Source organism: Peribacillus muralis (genome assembly GCF_001645685.2).
In the GTDB taxonomy this organism is placed as follows: domain Bacteria; phylum Bacillota; class Bacilli; order Bacillales; family DSM-1321; genus Peribacillus; species Peribacillus muralis_A.
On the sequence record NZ_CP017080.1, the window covers coordinates 2776807 to 2789662 of the forward strand.

Here is a 12856-nt window from a genome sequence, read left to right on the forward strand (position 1 = left end):
ATATTGCTGTCATTTTACCGTATATAGAGGTGCATTTACCAACTTTACTATTCTTCTTTTACCATTAACCATTATCCTTGAAGCTTGACTGCTTGTATGGATTGAATCAAATATTCGACCATATCTTCCAAGTCCTCCATTTGTTCCTCTTTCACGAGTCTTCCAAAAGAAACCTTGTAAACGGAAGAATAATTGGGTTTCTCCTTTTTACGGACCGTTTCACTGGTCTTTAAGGTGATGATCCTTTGATCTCCCCATATTCTTTCCAAATTGTTCAAAAGCTCTTGGGCCATCACTTCATCAAGCTTTGTCGGAATGGATATGAAAATATCGACCGTGCATCCGGTATGAGTCTCATTAATATGGCCCTCAAGTAACTCTGCACTGAGGTTCTCGATTCCTGCATGTATCTCGATCGCACCGCTAATGGAAATGGGCGCAACGTATTGCTTCAATTCCAACCCGATCTTATAGGTTCTGGACATGGTGGAGAGATTCACGATGTCATCACGGCTTATGACGGTTATATCGCCAACGAAATCACGGTCATAAACCGCTCCTTCCAATACCACTTTCATATTATCAAATGCTGTAGGATCAAACAATCTCCATACACCTCCGACTTCTTACGTTTATCTAGATCATCATCACCCCATTTTACCATTAACGGCCATTTCCTTCTTGGATTTACAACAAATTATTAAAATAGCTTTTCTATTCAATAATTTTCTATATAATTAAAATATTATGATTTTGATGAAGGAGGATAATCATGCCAATTAGAATTCCGGAACAATTGCCGGCTAAGGAGATTTTAGAACAGGAAAATATATTCGTCATGGATGAGGATAGAGCGACCAAGCAAGAAATCCGTCCATTGAATATACTGATCTTGAACCTGATGCCAGAGAAAGAAAAAACAGAGGCTCAGTTACTGCGCTTTCTTGGCAATACTCCGATTCAAGTTAATATTTCATTCCTGCGATTGAGCACACATGAATCAAAAAACACAAGCAAATTTCATTTGGATCAATTCTATAAATCCTTCGATGATATCCGGACAAAGCGATTTGACGGCATGATCATTACAGGTGCACCTGTCGAGAAGCTGGAATTCTCTGACGTGAATTATTGGGAAGAGCTGCAAAGCATCATGGAATGGTCGACAAAAAATGTTACATCCACCCTACATATCTGCTGGGGGGCTCAAGCTGCCCTGTACCATCATTATGGGATAGGCAAATACGAGCTTCCGGCGAAATGCTTTGGCATTTACAGGCATGAAGTACTGGAACCGAAAGAAAATCTGGTCCGCGGATTCGATGATTATTTCATGGCGCCTCATTCACGTTATACGGATATAGACTATCAAAAGCTTATCCGCATTCCTGATCTGAAGGTTTTGGCCCAGTCCGATCAAGCAGGGGTATTGATCGCCGCTTCAAGCGATGGCAAAAGAATCATGGTGACCGGCCATTTCGAGTATGATGCCGAAACTCTCGGTGAGGAATATAAGCGTGATAGGGAACGGGGAATCGATACGCAGCTTCCTGAAAATTATTATCCTGATGATGACCCCTCCAACGTCCCGCTTCACCGCTGGAAGAGCCATTGCAGCCTGATGTTTTCGAATTGGCTCAACTATTATGTTTACCAGTCTACCCCTTATGAATGGGATTGAAAGGGAAAGGGAAAGGATGGTTATGCTTTTACTAAGTAGTTTTTTCTTTAGGCAGCCCCTTTCATATATCTCTTGGGAAACAAAAAAACCTGAGTTATTGACCCAGGTTTTTTGTTTCATGACTCTTTATTGCCGAAATAAACCTCTTCATAAGGTTGGACGACCACGAAACCCCGCCCCTCGAATTTCATTTGGACGGATTCGCCGCTTCCCCGTCCGAAAAAAGACTTTAACGAAACATCTGTCACGAATTCTGGCTGAAGATCCCCAGACCAGGCAACTGTGGCATTCGGGTCCGTATAAACGGGATTACCGGGCTCCACAATTAACGTAAGCGGCTCATAATGGGAAGTGAACGCAACCATCCCTTTCCCCTCGAGCCTGACGTTGAATAATCCGCCCGCCAGTAAACCGGCAATGCGCCGCATCATTTTTATATCCCATTGAATGCCCGGCTCGAAGGCGAGTAAATCATTTCCGTTGACACAAATGGATTCGCCATTCAACTGTAAAATTGAAATTTTCTTCCCCTGATCCGCGACATATAACTTACCGCTTCCGGTCGCTTTCATTAAGGATGCACCCTCGCCAGTCAACGCTTTTTTAAAGAGCTTACCTAAACCATGCTCCAGGATTCCTTCCCGTTCAAATTTAATCTGCCCCCGATAAGAAACCATCGTCCCCATTTTTGCCCAGATTTGCTCTTCGAGGTTGATTTCCAGTATTCGTTCCGTTTCCAGTTCAAATAAGCCCTGCCCTTTATCCTGCTGCTTCGTCTTTTCAACGAATTGATAAATTTGATACTTCTCCATCAATCGACCACCTCTTTCTGAAGGAGGAATAACCACATGAACGATACCGCTTGCTTTAATTCCTTTGAGAAATGGCCCAGCTTTTTGTAATCCACTCCTCTTTTCGCAACGCCGATATCCGCGACCATTTCCCATCCCGAATTCATTGCCATTTTTTCAAATTCCCAGGGCTGCATCGTATTCATAATCACTTTGTCCCCTAACAACCGTGGAAAGCTGAACTTTTTTCGCGGCTCCGCTGTCGGTCCGAGTATCGCAAAACAAGCATAACCGCCAGGCTTGATGACCCGTAGGATTTCTTTCATCACCAATAAAGGGTCTCCCGTATATTCCAATGAATTAATGACCATTGCTGCATCCATTTCCTCATCCATGAATGGGAGCGCGTTAAAATCTCCTTGAATAAAGGATAGCCCAGGCTGATGAGCGGCTTTTCCTTCCGCAAAGTCAATCATCACCTTCGATAAATCGACACCCGTCACTTCAAATCCAGCTTTGGCCAGCTTTAAAGAGCCGACACCGTCTCCACAGCCAATATCAGCCACCTTCGATCCCTCAGGAACATATTCGGCAAAGAACGGGATAATAGTTTTCCTGCTGCCCGTTTCCCACATATCATGGGAACTCTTGACCCACATAGGTGCAAAGATGTCCCATTCCTTTTCCGATTCCTTATGCCAAGTATGTATATTCATAGACAAGCTCCCTTCTAACCACACCTTTAAATAATTCGCAGAAATAAACACCCGAATAACAAAGATGCACCCATCACTGCTCACAAAATACAAGAACCTGATTATAACTATTCTGCTCTTCATCAATTAAAACCTTTTTTTTAGACACATTGTCATGAATGGAAAAATAAGATATTAAGAAAATGTACAATCCCATAAAGGGATTATTTCATTCGGAAAACGGGAAGTGGTTTAAACAAAAAAACAACCAACGTAATTTCCGGATTTTTTTAATAGATGATGAAATGTAAAAGTAAAAAAAAGCTGCCAGCGGCAGCTTACAGTTTGTAGACAAAAGGGGTTCGGAATTATAAATTCCGAACCCCTTTTTGAGATTCTCTTTGAATTGTGCCTAGAGTGAAGAGATTCGGGCTCTACGAGCCTCCTATGTTAAACCATTTTTGGGATTTCCCATGCCCAATTGGCCATCTTCTTTACATTCATGGCAGCGAAAGTAAGCATCGCTTGCATCGACAATTTTTTAAGTCCCCTTAAAGTAGTCCAACGCATTCCATGCTTTTCTTTTGCATCTGCGAATACACGCTCAATCGTTTCCTTGAGTTTCGCATAGATAAGTTTTACATCTTGATGATGACGCAGATGATCTGCTTCTTCCATATTTTCTTGCCAGATATGGCGTGTCACCACTTTTTGATGGTCTTTGCTTTCCGTACACTGTGATAAAAATGAGCATCTCTTACACTTATGTTTGGGAGATTTATACTCGCGATATCCCTCTTTATTTGTTGTTGAGTACGTTAAAACCTCGCCCGATGGGCAAAGGTAACAGTCAAAATGTTCATCGTAAACATACTCATGTTTGCGGAAGAATCCTTCTTTTGTCCGTGGTCGTGTATAGGGTAAAGCTGGCGTGATTTCTTTGTTAAATAGGTAGCTTGTAATGGCCGGTGTTTTATAAGCGGCATCTGCCGCAACGGCTTCCGGTTTTCCAATATTCTCAATCACTTGATCAACAAGTGGCTCTAAAACTTGACTATCATGNGTATTTCCAGGCGNTACAATCGTTCCTAATACGAACCCGTTGCGGTCTGCAGCTGCGTGGAATGAATAGGCAAACTGTTTTGTTCGTTCATCTTTCACATAGTAGCCACTCTCGGAATCCGTTGTACTTTCTTTTATTTCTTTCGTTTCGTTCTTATCAAATTTATCCGGTGGAAAAGGCTTCTTTCCATGGTTTTCACGGTCTTGATTGATTTCATCTTGAAGTCGTTTTTGATACGCACGTGTTTCTTTGCGAACGATTTTCTTTTCAAATTTCTTCTTATTCGCACTGGCTTTCACATGGGTGGAATCCACGAAAACATGTTCAGCACGTATTAACTTTTTATTGGCAGCTGTCATTAAGATGTAATAGAAAATCTGTTCAAACAGGTCTGTATCTTTAAAGCGCCGCTCATAATTTTTGCCGAAGGTAGAGAAGTGAGGGACTTTATCATGGAAACCATAGCCTAAGAACCAACGGTAAGCCATATTGGTTTCGACCTCTTCAATCGTTTTACGCATGGAACGAATACCGAAGGTATATTGAATGAATGCCAGCTTGACTAAAACAACGGGATCAATACTAGGGCGTCCTATCTCAGAATACATCTCTTTCACCAAGTCATAAATGAAAGTGAAGTCAATGGCAGCCTCCATTTTACGAACCAAATGGTTCGGTGGCACCAATTGATCTAACGTAATCATTTCAAGTTGATCTCGCTGAATAGAATCATGTGTAGAAAGCATCCTCATCACCTCACGTTTTGATCCTTCTATTTTAAAACAAGAATCCTTTTCGGTAAAAGGGTTCTATCTAAAGGGACAAACAAAGTTGATTGGAACGGAAGGTACGAGACTCCTGCGGGAAGTGCGAGTCACGGGAGACCCCACAGGCTGTAAAGCCGAGGAGACTCCCGGACCGCCCGCGGAAAGCGAGTGCCTGGAGAGGAAATCAACGGCCACATTGTGCAACTCATAAAAATAGACAAACTCGATTTTCATCGAGTTTGTCTACAGTCTGAAAGCTGCCAGCGGCAGCTTATTTTTGATTTTCTTCATTTCTTTTTTGTATCTTGCGTAAATCCTCGACACGTTCAGGCGCTTCCTCAAAAAATTCCACAAGGTCCCCAATCCTATCGATGGCATTCCAACTGAGATGGTGTTCGATTCCCTCAACATCATGATATATATTTTCTTCCTTGACCCCAATCAATCTTAGCATCTGTTCTAAAAGTTCATGGCGATATACAAGCCTTTTCCCGACTTTTTTTCCGTTTGCCGTTAAAACGAGACCGCGATACTTTTCATATATCAAATATTTTTCATGATCGAGTTTTTGAACCATTTTTGTCACGGAAGATGGATGGACCGAAAGATTTTCAGCAATATCTGAAACCCTTGCATACCCTTTTTCTTCAATAAGTAAATATATTTGTTCTATGTAATCCTCCATGCTTGGTGTAGGCATTCGGAGTCCTCCCATTCAAAAGCATATCTAAAAATATTACTATATAAACGTCCCCGAAACAAGCCGTTATTGTCTCAGGGCACCAATAAATGCAGTTTCTGCTCAATTTTGATTGACGGCTTGTCCTGCCGGGAATGTAAAATTGATTTTCTTTTCCGAGTCGGACCAAGATAAAATCGCATCAAAGGTTTTTTCACCTTTCTTAAACCCGCTTATCAAGTCCGTTTCACCGCTCGCCAGCAGCTTTTTAATATTGGCTTGGCTAATTTTCTTATTGAGGATTTTTTTGGATATCGTAAAGTTACACTTCGTTTTTTGATAACTCACACACCCATAGAATTCCCCTTTATCGACAATTTTTGAACCGCATAGCTTACAACTGCCCACGGATGCGGAACTCCTCTTTTTAGAACCGCTTCTTTGAATGGATTCCGTATCCAGCCCTTGGAAATCCCAGCTTTCCGAAGACTCGACAGCATCGCTGATGATTTTTGCTGACATCTTTTTAACAGCTTCCATAAAGGCTCCGGCAGAAGCCCTTCCTTCGCCAATTTCCCTTAATCGCTGCTCCCATTTGGCCGTCATCTCTGGCGAGGCGAGGATTTTCTCCCCAATTGCCGATATCAGCACCTTTCCTTTATCGGTTGCAAATACCTGGTTTTTTTTTACATCAATGTATTTACGGTCTTTAAGCATGGTAATGATCCCAGCTCGTGTAGCTTCGGTGCCAAGGCCTTCCGTTTTCATCAGCACTTTTTCCAGCTCTTCATTATCGAGGTGTTTTCCTGCCGTTTTCATCAAGGTGATCAACTGGCCCTCCGTATAACGCTTTGGCGGCTGTGTTTTTCCTTCCTTCACCTTCAGTTTGGCGACCTTTCCGGAATCTCCTTTTGAAACCGACGGCAATAGGACATCATCGTCTTCTTTATCATTTTGGAAAATCACTTTACGCCATCCTTCTTGGATTTGCTGCTTACCCTTTGAAATAAATTCGGCACGCCTATCGACAAGGGTCTTAATGGTCGTATAATCGAAGATCGCCTTCTCGTAATGAGCGGCAATCAGCCTGCGTACCACCAAGTCATATATATTGCGTTCTTCAGCCGAAAGACGCTTTGGGTCAGTAACCTGCTCCGTTGGAATTATCGCATAGTGATCCGTCACTTTCTTTTCATTTACATACCGCTTATTATTCATGATGCTCGGCTGCGGTAAAGGGAAAAGAGCTTCATATTCCGAAAAGCCACTAAGCTTTTGCAGGATATCAGGAAATGTCGCCGCTTCCCCCTCTGTCACATAGTTCGAGTCGGAACGTGGATAAGAGACGATTCCTTTTTGATATAAGCTTTGAACGATATCGAGCGTCTGCTTTGGTGAATATTTATAAATCTTATTCACGGTTGCCTGCAATGACGATAGATTGAACAGCAAAGGAGGCTGATATTCTTTTCTTTCTGTATCCATTTCAGCTATTTCCGCTTCCTTGTCCTTGCAAAATGCGGCAATCTTTTCAGCAAGCTCTTTTGTTTTTATTCTTGAATCATCGTTCTGCTGCCATTTGCCCTGATATTTCTTACCATCCATCTTGAAATCAGCGAACACTTCCCAGAACGGTTCAGACTTGAACCGCTCAATCTCCATTTCCCGCTTAACGATCAACGCGAGGGTGGGAGTTTGAACCCTTCCAGCTGAAAAAACATCCGATACACCCTTTTGTTTCAATAAAATGCTATAGGCCCTTGATGCATTCATGCCCACAACCCAGTCTGCGCATGCCCTTGTGTATGCTTCATGATAGAGCGGCCTCGTTTTTTCTTCGCTGATCAGGTTTTGGAAACCTTCATAAATGGCTTTCGGGGTCAAAGAGGAAATCCATAAACGCTTCATCGGTTTATGGATGCTGCATAGATTAACGATGTTGCGTACAATCAATTCTCCTTCACGCCCGGCATCGCCGGCATGGATGATTTCATCGACATCCTGCTTCCTTAGCAACGTCTTCACGACATTGAACTGCTTTGCCTTTTGCCGGGTCACTTCATATTGAAACCTCTCTGGAATCATCGGTAACGTATCCAGCGACCATTTCTTCCAATTCGCGTGATACGTTTCCGGAGACACGAGTTGACATAGATGCCCGACAGCCCATGTCACATAAGCTCCATCGGGGAAAAGTTCATTTGGCATTATCTCTATATATCCCTGTTGCTTCCTTGATTTAAATTGAGCTGCTAACGTTGAACCTTGATCCGGTTTCTCCGCTATGATTAGCTTCATGTTCATCTTCACCTAATCCGTAACATAATATCTTTCCCTATTATTATACCTTAATTATTTCAATCGGGTAGAGATGACTTCATTTTTAGAAAACTGTTCTGAAGAAGTTTGAACTGACAGTTGCTTTTTTTATTTTTCCATCCTTTTCTACGGTGTGTCAGTGGCAGAAGCAGCTTGAATGCAAGAAAGGGACATTGAGCTCCTGGAGGCAATACAAGCAGAAATAGAACATTTACGGATGGGAAATTGCCTATTTAAAAGGTTGAATGCCTTAGTTCAAGCATAGAAAGAGGACAAACAACAAAAAGGTAGTATGGCTATCTGCCCTGTAACCTTGAATTCCGTACTCCAGGCCATGTTTTAAACCGCAACTTCAAACAAACTGGTTAGAATGCCCCCCATTCCCTGAAATGAGACTTCACAGCTTTACGCACAAATTAGAGCGGTGTTAGAGTTTCACCTTTTTGGTGAGAAACGATACTTCCTCTTATTCTCAAACTTTATACTGCAAGAATTTGAGAGCAGGAAACTATAGCCACAAACGAATCAAGGCAAAATTAAAAGGATAGGTCCGGTGTGATACCGAACTCCATCCTTATTTGGAGAAGCGTAATTAAATAAAGAGTCTAGCTTTTTAATCAGAACTTGGGAGCAGGTCTTTTTGCATACGGTGAATATCTCGCCTTCACTTGTCATACAGTCCCTTTTAGCGTCTTTTTTTCCTGATTCAAAATTTTCATTTCAAACGGCTGCAGCACATTTTCTTCAAAGACTGCTTCCTCGTGGTTATGGTTCATGACGATCATATGTCCGTTACGAACGACCACTTCTAAGCCAGGTTCGCTCTCAATGAATGCGTTAAAGGCAGTCAAAGGACAGCACACCTGCATTTGCACCGGTTCCGACGTAGTACGCTAGTCCATTTCCATACTTGTTGACAGTTAGTGCTGCATAGTTTATATAGAAACGGTCGCTGTAGGAATAAAGTGCATTTGCCGTCGTTGGGCAGATTATATCTCTCCATCATACTTGCCTTTTTCATAAGGCGAACTTCATCACTAGAAGATACACGCTTGCTCATAGAAATGGAACCTCTTATTCAAATTAGCTTCCTTTTAATTCATTGATGATCTGCACAAGATTCGGATCATTGATATAATTTTCTATAGTAATGATATTTTTGTCTATATGCGTTAATCTCGCTCTTTCTAATAGGTCTTTATGAACCACGATTATATCGGAATCTTGGGGGACATCTTCTATTCTATAATGCTTCACATCAATTCCGGATATATTTTCCTTTTGCAGTCTTTTTCTAAATGTAGTAGCACCGAGCGCGCTGCTGCCAGCCCCTGCATCACAAGCAAATGATATTTTACTTACGTTATTCATAGTTGGCATTTCATTGGTTTTACTTAAGATTTCTTTTCCTTCCGATTTCATGGATTTTGATTTTTCTATTGAACTGGCAAATACTTCGTCATCTTCAGTTTTCTTATCAAGCTTTAAAATGATGGATGTAACGATGAAAGATACTACTGCAGCAACAAGTACCCCTAAAATGATGCCCACAAAATTCCCTTTAGGCGTTAACGCTAAATACGAGAAAATGGAACCAGGGCTTGGTCCGGCTACAAGGCCTGCATCAAAAATTTTGAAAACAGTGATTCCGGACATCCCTCCAGCAATCATTCCTATTAATGTAAGTGGTTTCATTAAAACATATGGAAAGTACAATTCATGAATGCCGCCAAAGAAGTGAATGATAATTGCACCTGGAGCCGTTCTTTTAGCGGCCTTTTGTCCAAAAAAGCTAAATGCCAATAATAAACCCAGCCCCGGTCCTGGGTTCGATGCTACGGTAAAATAAATTGATTTTCCCGCTTCAAGCGTCTCCTGCATGCCTAAAGGATAATAAATGCCTTGGTCAATTACGTTATTCAAGAACAAAACCTTGGCAGGCTCATTGATAATTGAAAGCAACGGTAACATACCCGTCGAAACTAAAGCTTTAATTGCCGATGTTACAAGGTTGTTAGCCGATTCGATAACTGGTCCTATGAAGAAAAAGGACAAAATCATTAATAAGAAGCCTAAAATACCAATTGAAAAGTTATTAACGATCATTTCAAATCCTGCAGGAACTTTATTTTCGATGGATTTATCGAACTTTTGGATAACCCACCCCCCTAGTGGGCCAATGATCATTGCTCCTAAGAACATGGGGATATCTGATCCAACTATTAACCCGATGGCTCCAATGGCACCCATTACAGCTCCTCTTTGACCAGCAACCATCCTTCCCCCGGTGATGGCTAAAAGCAATGGCAGCAAGTAAGTAATGGCTGGACCAACAATTCCCTCAAGTTCTTCGTTTGGAATCCAACCAGACGGTATAAACAACGCGGTGAGTATACCCCAAGCTATAAAAGCTCCTATATTAGGTAAAACCATATTGGTTAAAAAGCCACCAAAGGCCTGAACACGAGCACGAGTTGATGGGGTATTGACTTGGGTTACATTCACTACATTCGCCATATCATATCACCCTTTCTCAGTGTTTTTAAACCCATTTCACATTCGTAACTTGAGAGGTGTTACTTCAAAATGCCCAATGCACGAGATGCTATTCGACCATTTCCATCAGCTCTATTATTTCCTCTTCATTATCCGAACTTTTAAATTTACTCATAACCTCTTCGTCAATTAAGATGGAAGACAAATCTGAAATCAAATCTAAATGTCCTACGCTATCTTCAGCGGCTAAAACAATCAGAAGGCTTACCTCTTTATCTTCCGGAAAAAGTACAGGTCTTTTCAATTTCAATAACGATATACCGGTTTCGATTACTCCTCCTTCATTTTTCGCATGAGGCATGGCAATCCCTGGAACAATTACAATATACGGGCCATTCATCTTGACATTATCGATCATATCTTGAATATATTCAGTTGTAATATTGCCTTTTGTTAATAACGGATCAGCGGCTACTTTTATGGAATTCTCCCATGAAGACACTTCATCTAAAAAACGGATATTATTTTTCAAATATTTACTTAGCATATTAATTCTCCTCTACTTAATTAGTTGTGCAAGCGTTTCACTACTACTATTTTTAAATACATCATATTTTTCTTTCATTTTATTCCGCAATTCTTTATTTTTAATCTGTGTAAAGTGCAAAATTGCTTGATCTATGCCTTTTTCACTGATATATTTCTGTAAAATGACTGATTCTTCATCATGTGGATTATCAAATAGAAAGGCAGCAGCAACCGCCATGGTTAAATATTCTATTGAAAGACCTGCATCAAAACTTTCCCTGGTCGGTTTGGTCAATCGTTCCTCATAGCCTATTTTCCGTATAGGAGATCTTCCCACCCGAAAAATATCATCGCTGATATTTTCATTTTTAAAGCGCTTCATGGTCTTTTCAATGAAAGAGCTCATGTCTTCATTTTCAATACTGAATTTTCGAATAATATATTGTGATGCTTCATTTAATGTATTCCTCACGAAACGTTCAATGCCGGGATTCGCCAGTGCGCTTTGAATGGTGGTATGTCCCGTTAGAAATCCAATATAAGCCGTTGCTGCATGTCCCATGTTGACAATATAAAGCTTACGTTCGATATAAGGTTCCAAATCATCAACATAGCTTGCGTTTTTTATTAAAGGTAAGTCCAAATTAATCATTTCGGATTTATTGATGATCCACTCGTACATAGGTTCTACAAGCGCTATCTCCCCTTCCCCACCGCTTCTTGATAAAGCTAATCGATCAATGGCTGAATTGGGGAACCCAATGAAAAAACTGATTTCTTTCATTTCACCACTTGTTACATGCCGTTCTATTTCTTGTTTCAAGGTTGAAGTAGCATGGATGGCGTTCTCATTTGCCATGATGTCGAGCCTTTTTTTGTTTTCCTTCACTCTCTTCAACAGACCTTTAGAAACGATATTAGCGATTCTAGATAAATTATTCACTCCTACAGATGTTGTAATTAAATCCGCCTCTACGATTGCATCAATCACCCTTGCTTCTTGTGTAATGACATTCAAAGCTGTCACAGGCGAGATTACTTCTACTGTATGACTATCATCCAAAAGTTCCACTATGTAACTTTCATTTTTGTTTAGACGATCAACCATTTGTTGATTGATATCAGCAAAGCAAACATCGTAACCTGTTTTGTTTAACAAATAACCGATAAAACCCTTTCCGATATTCCCGGCGCCAAAATGCAATGCTTTCATATTCCTCCCCCTTCAACTATCACAATGAACGGTTTATTAATATAAAAAACATCATTCCAAATTTGCATGGTATTTCCATAGACTAGGCATATCAAGCTTCTGTTCCCGAATCATCATTAATGCTAATGTGTCGCCCAATAATAATAAGCTTTGTTCAAAAAGACTTGTCATTGGCTGTACAGATGGTATTTCACCTGGCAATTGTAATTTAGTGCTTACAGGTATTTTAACGAAACAGTCCGAAAATTCTCCCATTGAACTATTCGCATTTGCACCGATATGAGCTACTTTGGCCTTATATTGTTTTGCCTTTTTGGCAATGATCAGCGGGAAAGCCGACTCACCGCTCCCTGAACCTACTATTAATAAATCTTTTTCCGTAATGGCCGGCTCAGTGATCTGTCCAACAATATAGGTGTTGAAACCGAGATGGGCCAACCTTTTAGCAATTGCTTTTAAAGATAATAAAACTCTACCAACCCCTACAAAGAAGATTTTATCAGCCCTTTGGATTTCCGATAGCAACGTATTTATATCTTCACCATCAATGTTGCATAAAGTCGTGGTCAGTTCATTCGTAATTTCCTTCGCAATATCCTTTGCACGATCACAGTATTGGCTCAT

Annotated in this window: 13 protein-coding genes; 1 reads left to right on the plus strand and 12 read right to left on the minus strand. The window is 40.9% G+C overall.

The window, feature by feature from the left end; genetic code table 11:
* Positions 1–71: 71 nt before the first annotated feature.
* Complete coding sequence (locus ABE28_RS13455; protein ID WP_064467427.1) at positions 72–605, minus strand: hypothetical protein; 534 nt, start codon at positions 603–605, stop codon at positions 72–74.
* 167 nt (positions 606–772) lie between these two features.
* On the opposite strand from ABE28_RS13455, the gene metA reads away from it, so the two are divergent.
* Positions 773–1681, plus strand: coding sequence for a homoserine O-acetyltransferase MetA (metA, locus tag ABE28_RS13460; protein ID WP_064467428.1), 909 nt, complete (start codon positions 773–775; stop codon positions 1679–1681).
* Positions 1682–1797: 116 nt separating this feature from the next.
* On the opposite strand, the gene ABE28_RS13465 is transcribed toward metA, so the two are convergent.
* From ABE28_RS13465 to hxlB, 11 genes are all read right to left on the minus strand, one after another.
* Positions 1798–2493 carry an AIM24 family protein gene (locus ABE28_RS13465; protein ID WP_064467429.1) on the minus strand — a complete coding sequence of 232 codons (696 nt, stop codon included), beginning with the start codon at positions 2491–2493 and terminating at the stop codon, positions 1798–1800.
* On the minus strand, positions 2493–3188 hold the full coding sequence (locus ABE28_RS13470) for a class I SAM-dependent methyltransferase (protein WP_064467430.1): 696 nt from the start codon (positions 3186–3188) through the stop codon (positions 2493–2495). Before ABE28_RS13470 ends, ABE28_RS13465 begins: the two co-directional genes overlap by 1 nt.
* A 429-nt stretch (positions 3189–3617) precedes the next feature.
* Positions 3618–4976, minus strand: a complete 1359-nt coding sequence (locus ABE28_RS13475) for an IS1182 family transposase (protein ID WP_069191711.1) — start codon at positions 4974–4976, stop codon at positions 3618–3620.
* A 292-nt stretch (positions 4977–5268) separates the two neighbouring features.
* The gene (mntR, locus tag ABE28_RS13480) at positions 5269–5697 is read right to left on the minus strand and encodes a transcriptional regulator MntR (RefSeq protein ID WP_064462806.1); all 429 of its coding nucleotides are present in this window, start codon (positions 5695–5697) and stop codon (positions 5269–5271) included.
* Between the two features lie 102 nt (positions 5698–5799).
* A complete protein-coding gene (locus tag ABE28_RS13485; RefSeq protein ID WP_064462807.1) occupies positions 5800–7974 on the minus strand; it encodes a DNA topoisomerase III in 2175 nt (724 codons plus the stop codon).
* 692 nt (positions 7975–8666) lie between these two features.
* The gene (locus tag ABE28_RS13490; RefSeq protein ID WP_064462808.1) at positions 8667–8846 is read right to left on the minus strand and encodes a hypothetical protein; all 180 of its coding nucleotides are present in this window, start codon (positions 8844–8846) and stop codon (positions 8667–8669) included.
* Positions 8833–8988 (minus strand): beta-galactosidase trimerization domain-containing protein, encoded by a 156-nt coding sequence (locus ABE28_RS26105; RefSeq protein ID WP_083232254.1) that lies wholly within the window; start codon positions 8986–8988, stop codon positions 8833–8835. Before ABE28_RS26105 ends, ABE28_RS13490 begins: the two co-directional genes overlap by 14 nt.
* Positions 8989–9078: 90 nt before the next feature.
* Positions 9079–10512 carry a PTS mannitol transporter subunit IIBC gene (locus ABE28_RS13495; protein WP_083232087.1) on the minus strand — a complete coding sequence of 478 codons (1434 nt, stop codon included), beginning with the start codon at positions 10510–10512 and terminating at the stop codon, positions 9079–9081.
* 88 nt (positions 10513–10600) lie between these two features.
* Positions 10601–11038: a PTS sugar transporter subunit IIA gene (locus ABE28_RS13500; RefSeq protein WP_064462809.1), complete on the minus strand. Its 438-nt coding sequence runs from the start codon at positions 11036–11038 to the stop codon at positions 10601–10603.
* Between the two features lie 12 nt (positions 11039–11050).
* On the minus strand, positions 11051–12232 hold the full coding sequence (locus tag ABE28_RS13505) for a mannitol-1-phosphate 5-dehydrogenase (RefSeq protein ID WP_064462810.1): 1182 nt from the start codon (positions 12230–12232) through the stop codon (positions 11051–11053).
* Between the two features lie 51 nt (positions 12233–12283).
* Positions 12284–12856, minus strand: coding sequence for a 6-phospho-3-hexuloisomerase (hxlB, locus tag ABE28_RS13510; protein ID WP_064462811.1), 573 nt, complete (start codon positions 12854–12856; stop codon positions 12284–12286).

What these genes read in the sequence shown, in the direction of transcription:
- metA (WP_064467428.1), top strand. Translation starts at nt 773, where the DNA reads ATGCCAATTAGAATTCCGGAACAATTGCCGGCTAAGGAGATTTTAGAA.
- ABE28_RS13465 (WP_064467429.1), bottom strand. Translation starts at nt 2,493, where the DNA reads ATGGAGAAGTATCAAATTTATCAATTCGTTGAAAAGACGAAGCAGCAG.
- ABE28_RS13470 (WP_064467430.1), bottom strand. Translation starts at nt 3,188, where the DNA reads ATGAATATACATACTTGGCATAAGGAATCGGAAAAGGAATGGGACATC.
- mntR (WP_064462806.1), bottom strand. Translation starts at nt 5,697, where the DNA reads ATGCCTACACCAAGCATGGAGGATTACATAGAACAAATATATTTACTT.
- ABE28_RS13485 (WP_064462807.1), bottom strand. Translation starts at nt 7,974, where the DNA reads ATGAAGCTAATCATAGCGGAGAAACCGGATCAAGGTTCAACGTTAGCA.
- ABE28_RS13495 (WP_083232087.1), bottom strand. Translation starts at nt 10,512, where the DNA reads ATGGCGAATGTAGTGAATGTAACCCAAGTCAATACCCCATCAACTCGT.
- ABE28_RS13500 (WP_064462809.1), bottom strand. Translation starts at nt 11,038, where the DNA reads ATGCTAAGTAAATATTTGAAAAATAATATCCGTTTTTTAGATGAAGTG.
- ABE28_RS13505 (WP_064462810.1), bottom strand. Translation starts at nt 12,232, where the DNA reads ATGAAAGCATTGCATTTTGGCGCCGGGAATATCGGAAAGGGTTTTATC.
- hxlB (WP_064462811.1), bottom strand. Translation starts at nt 12,856, where the DNA reads ATGAGCCAATACTGTGATCGTGCAAAGGATATTGCGAAGGAAATTACG.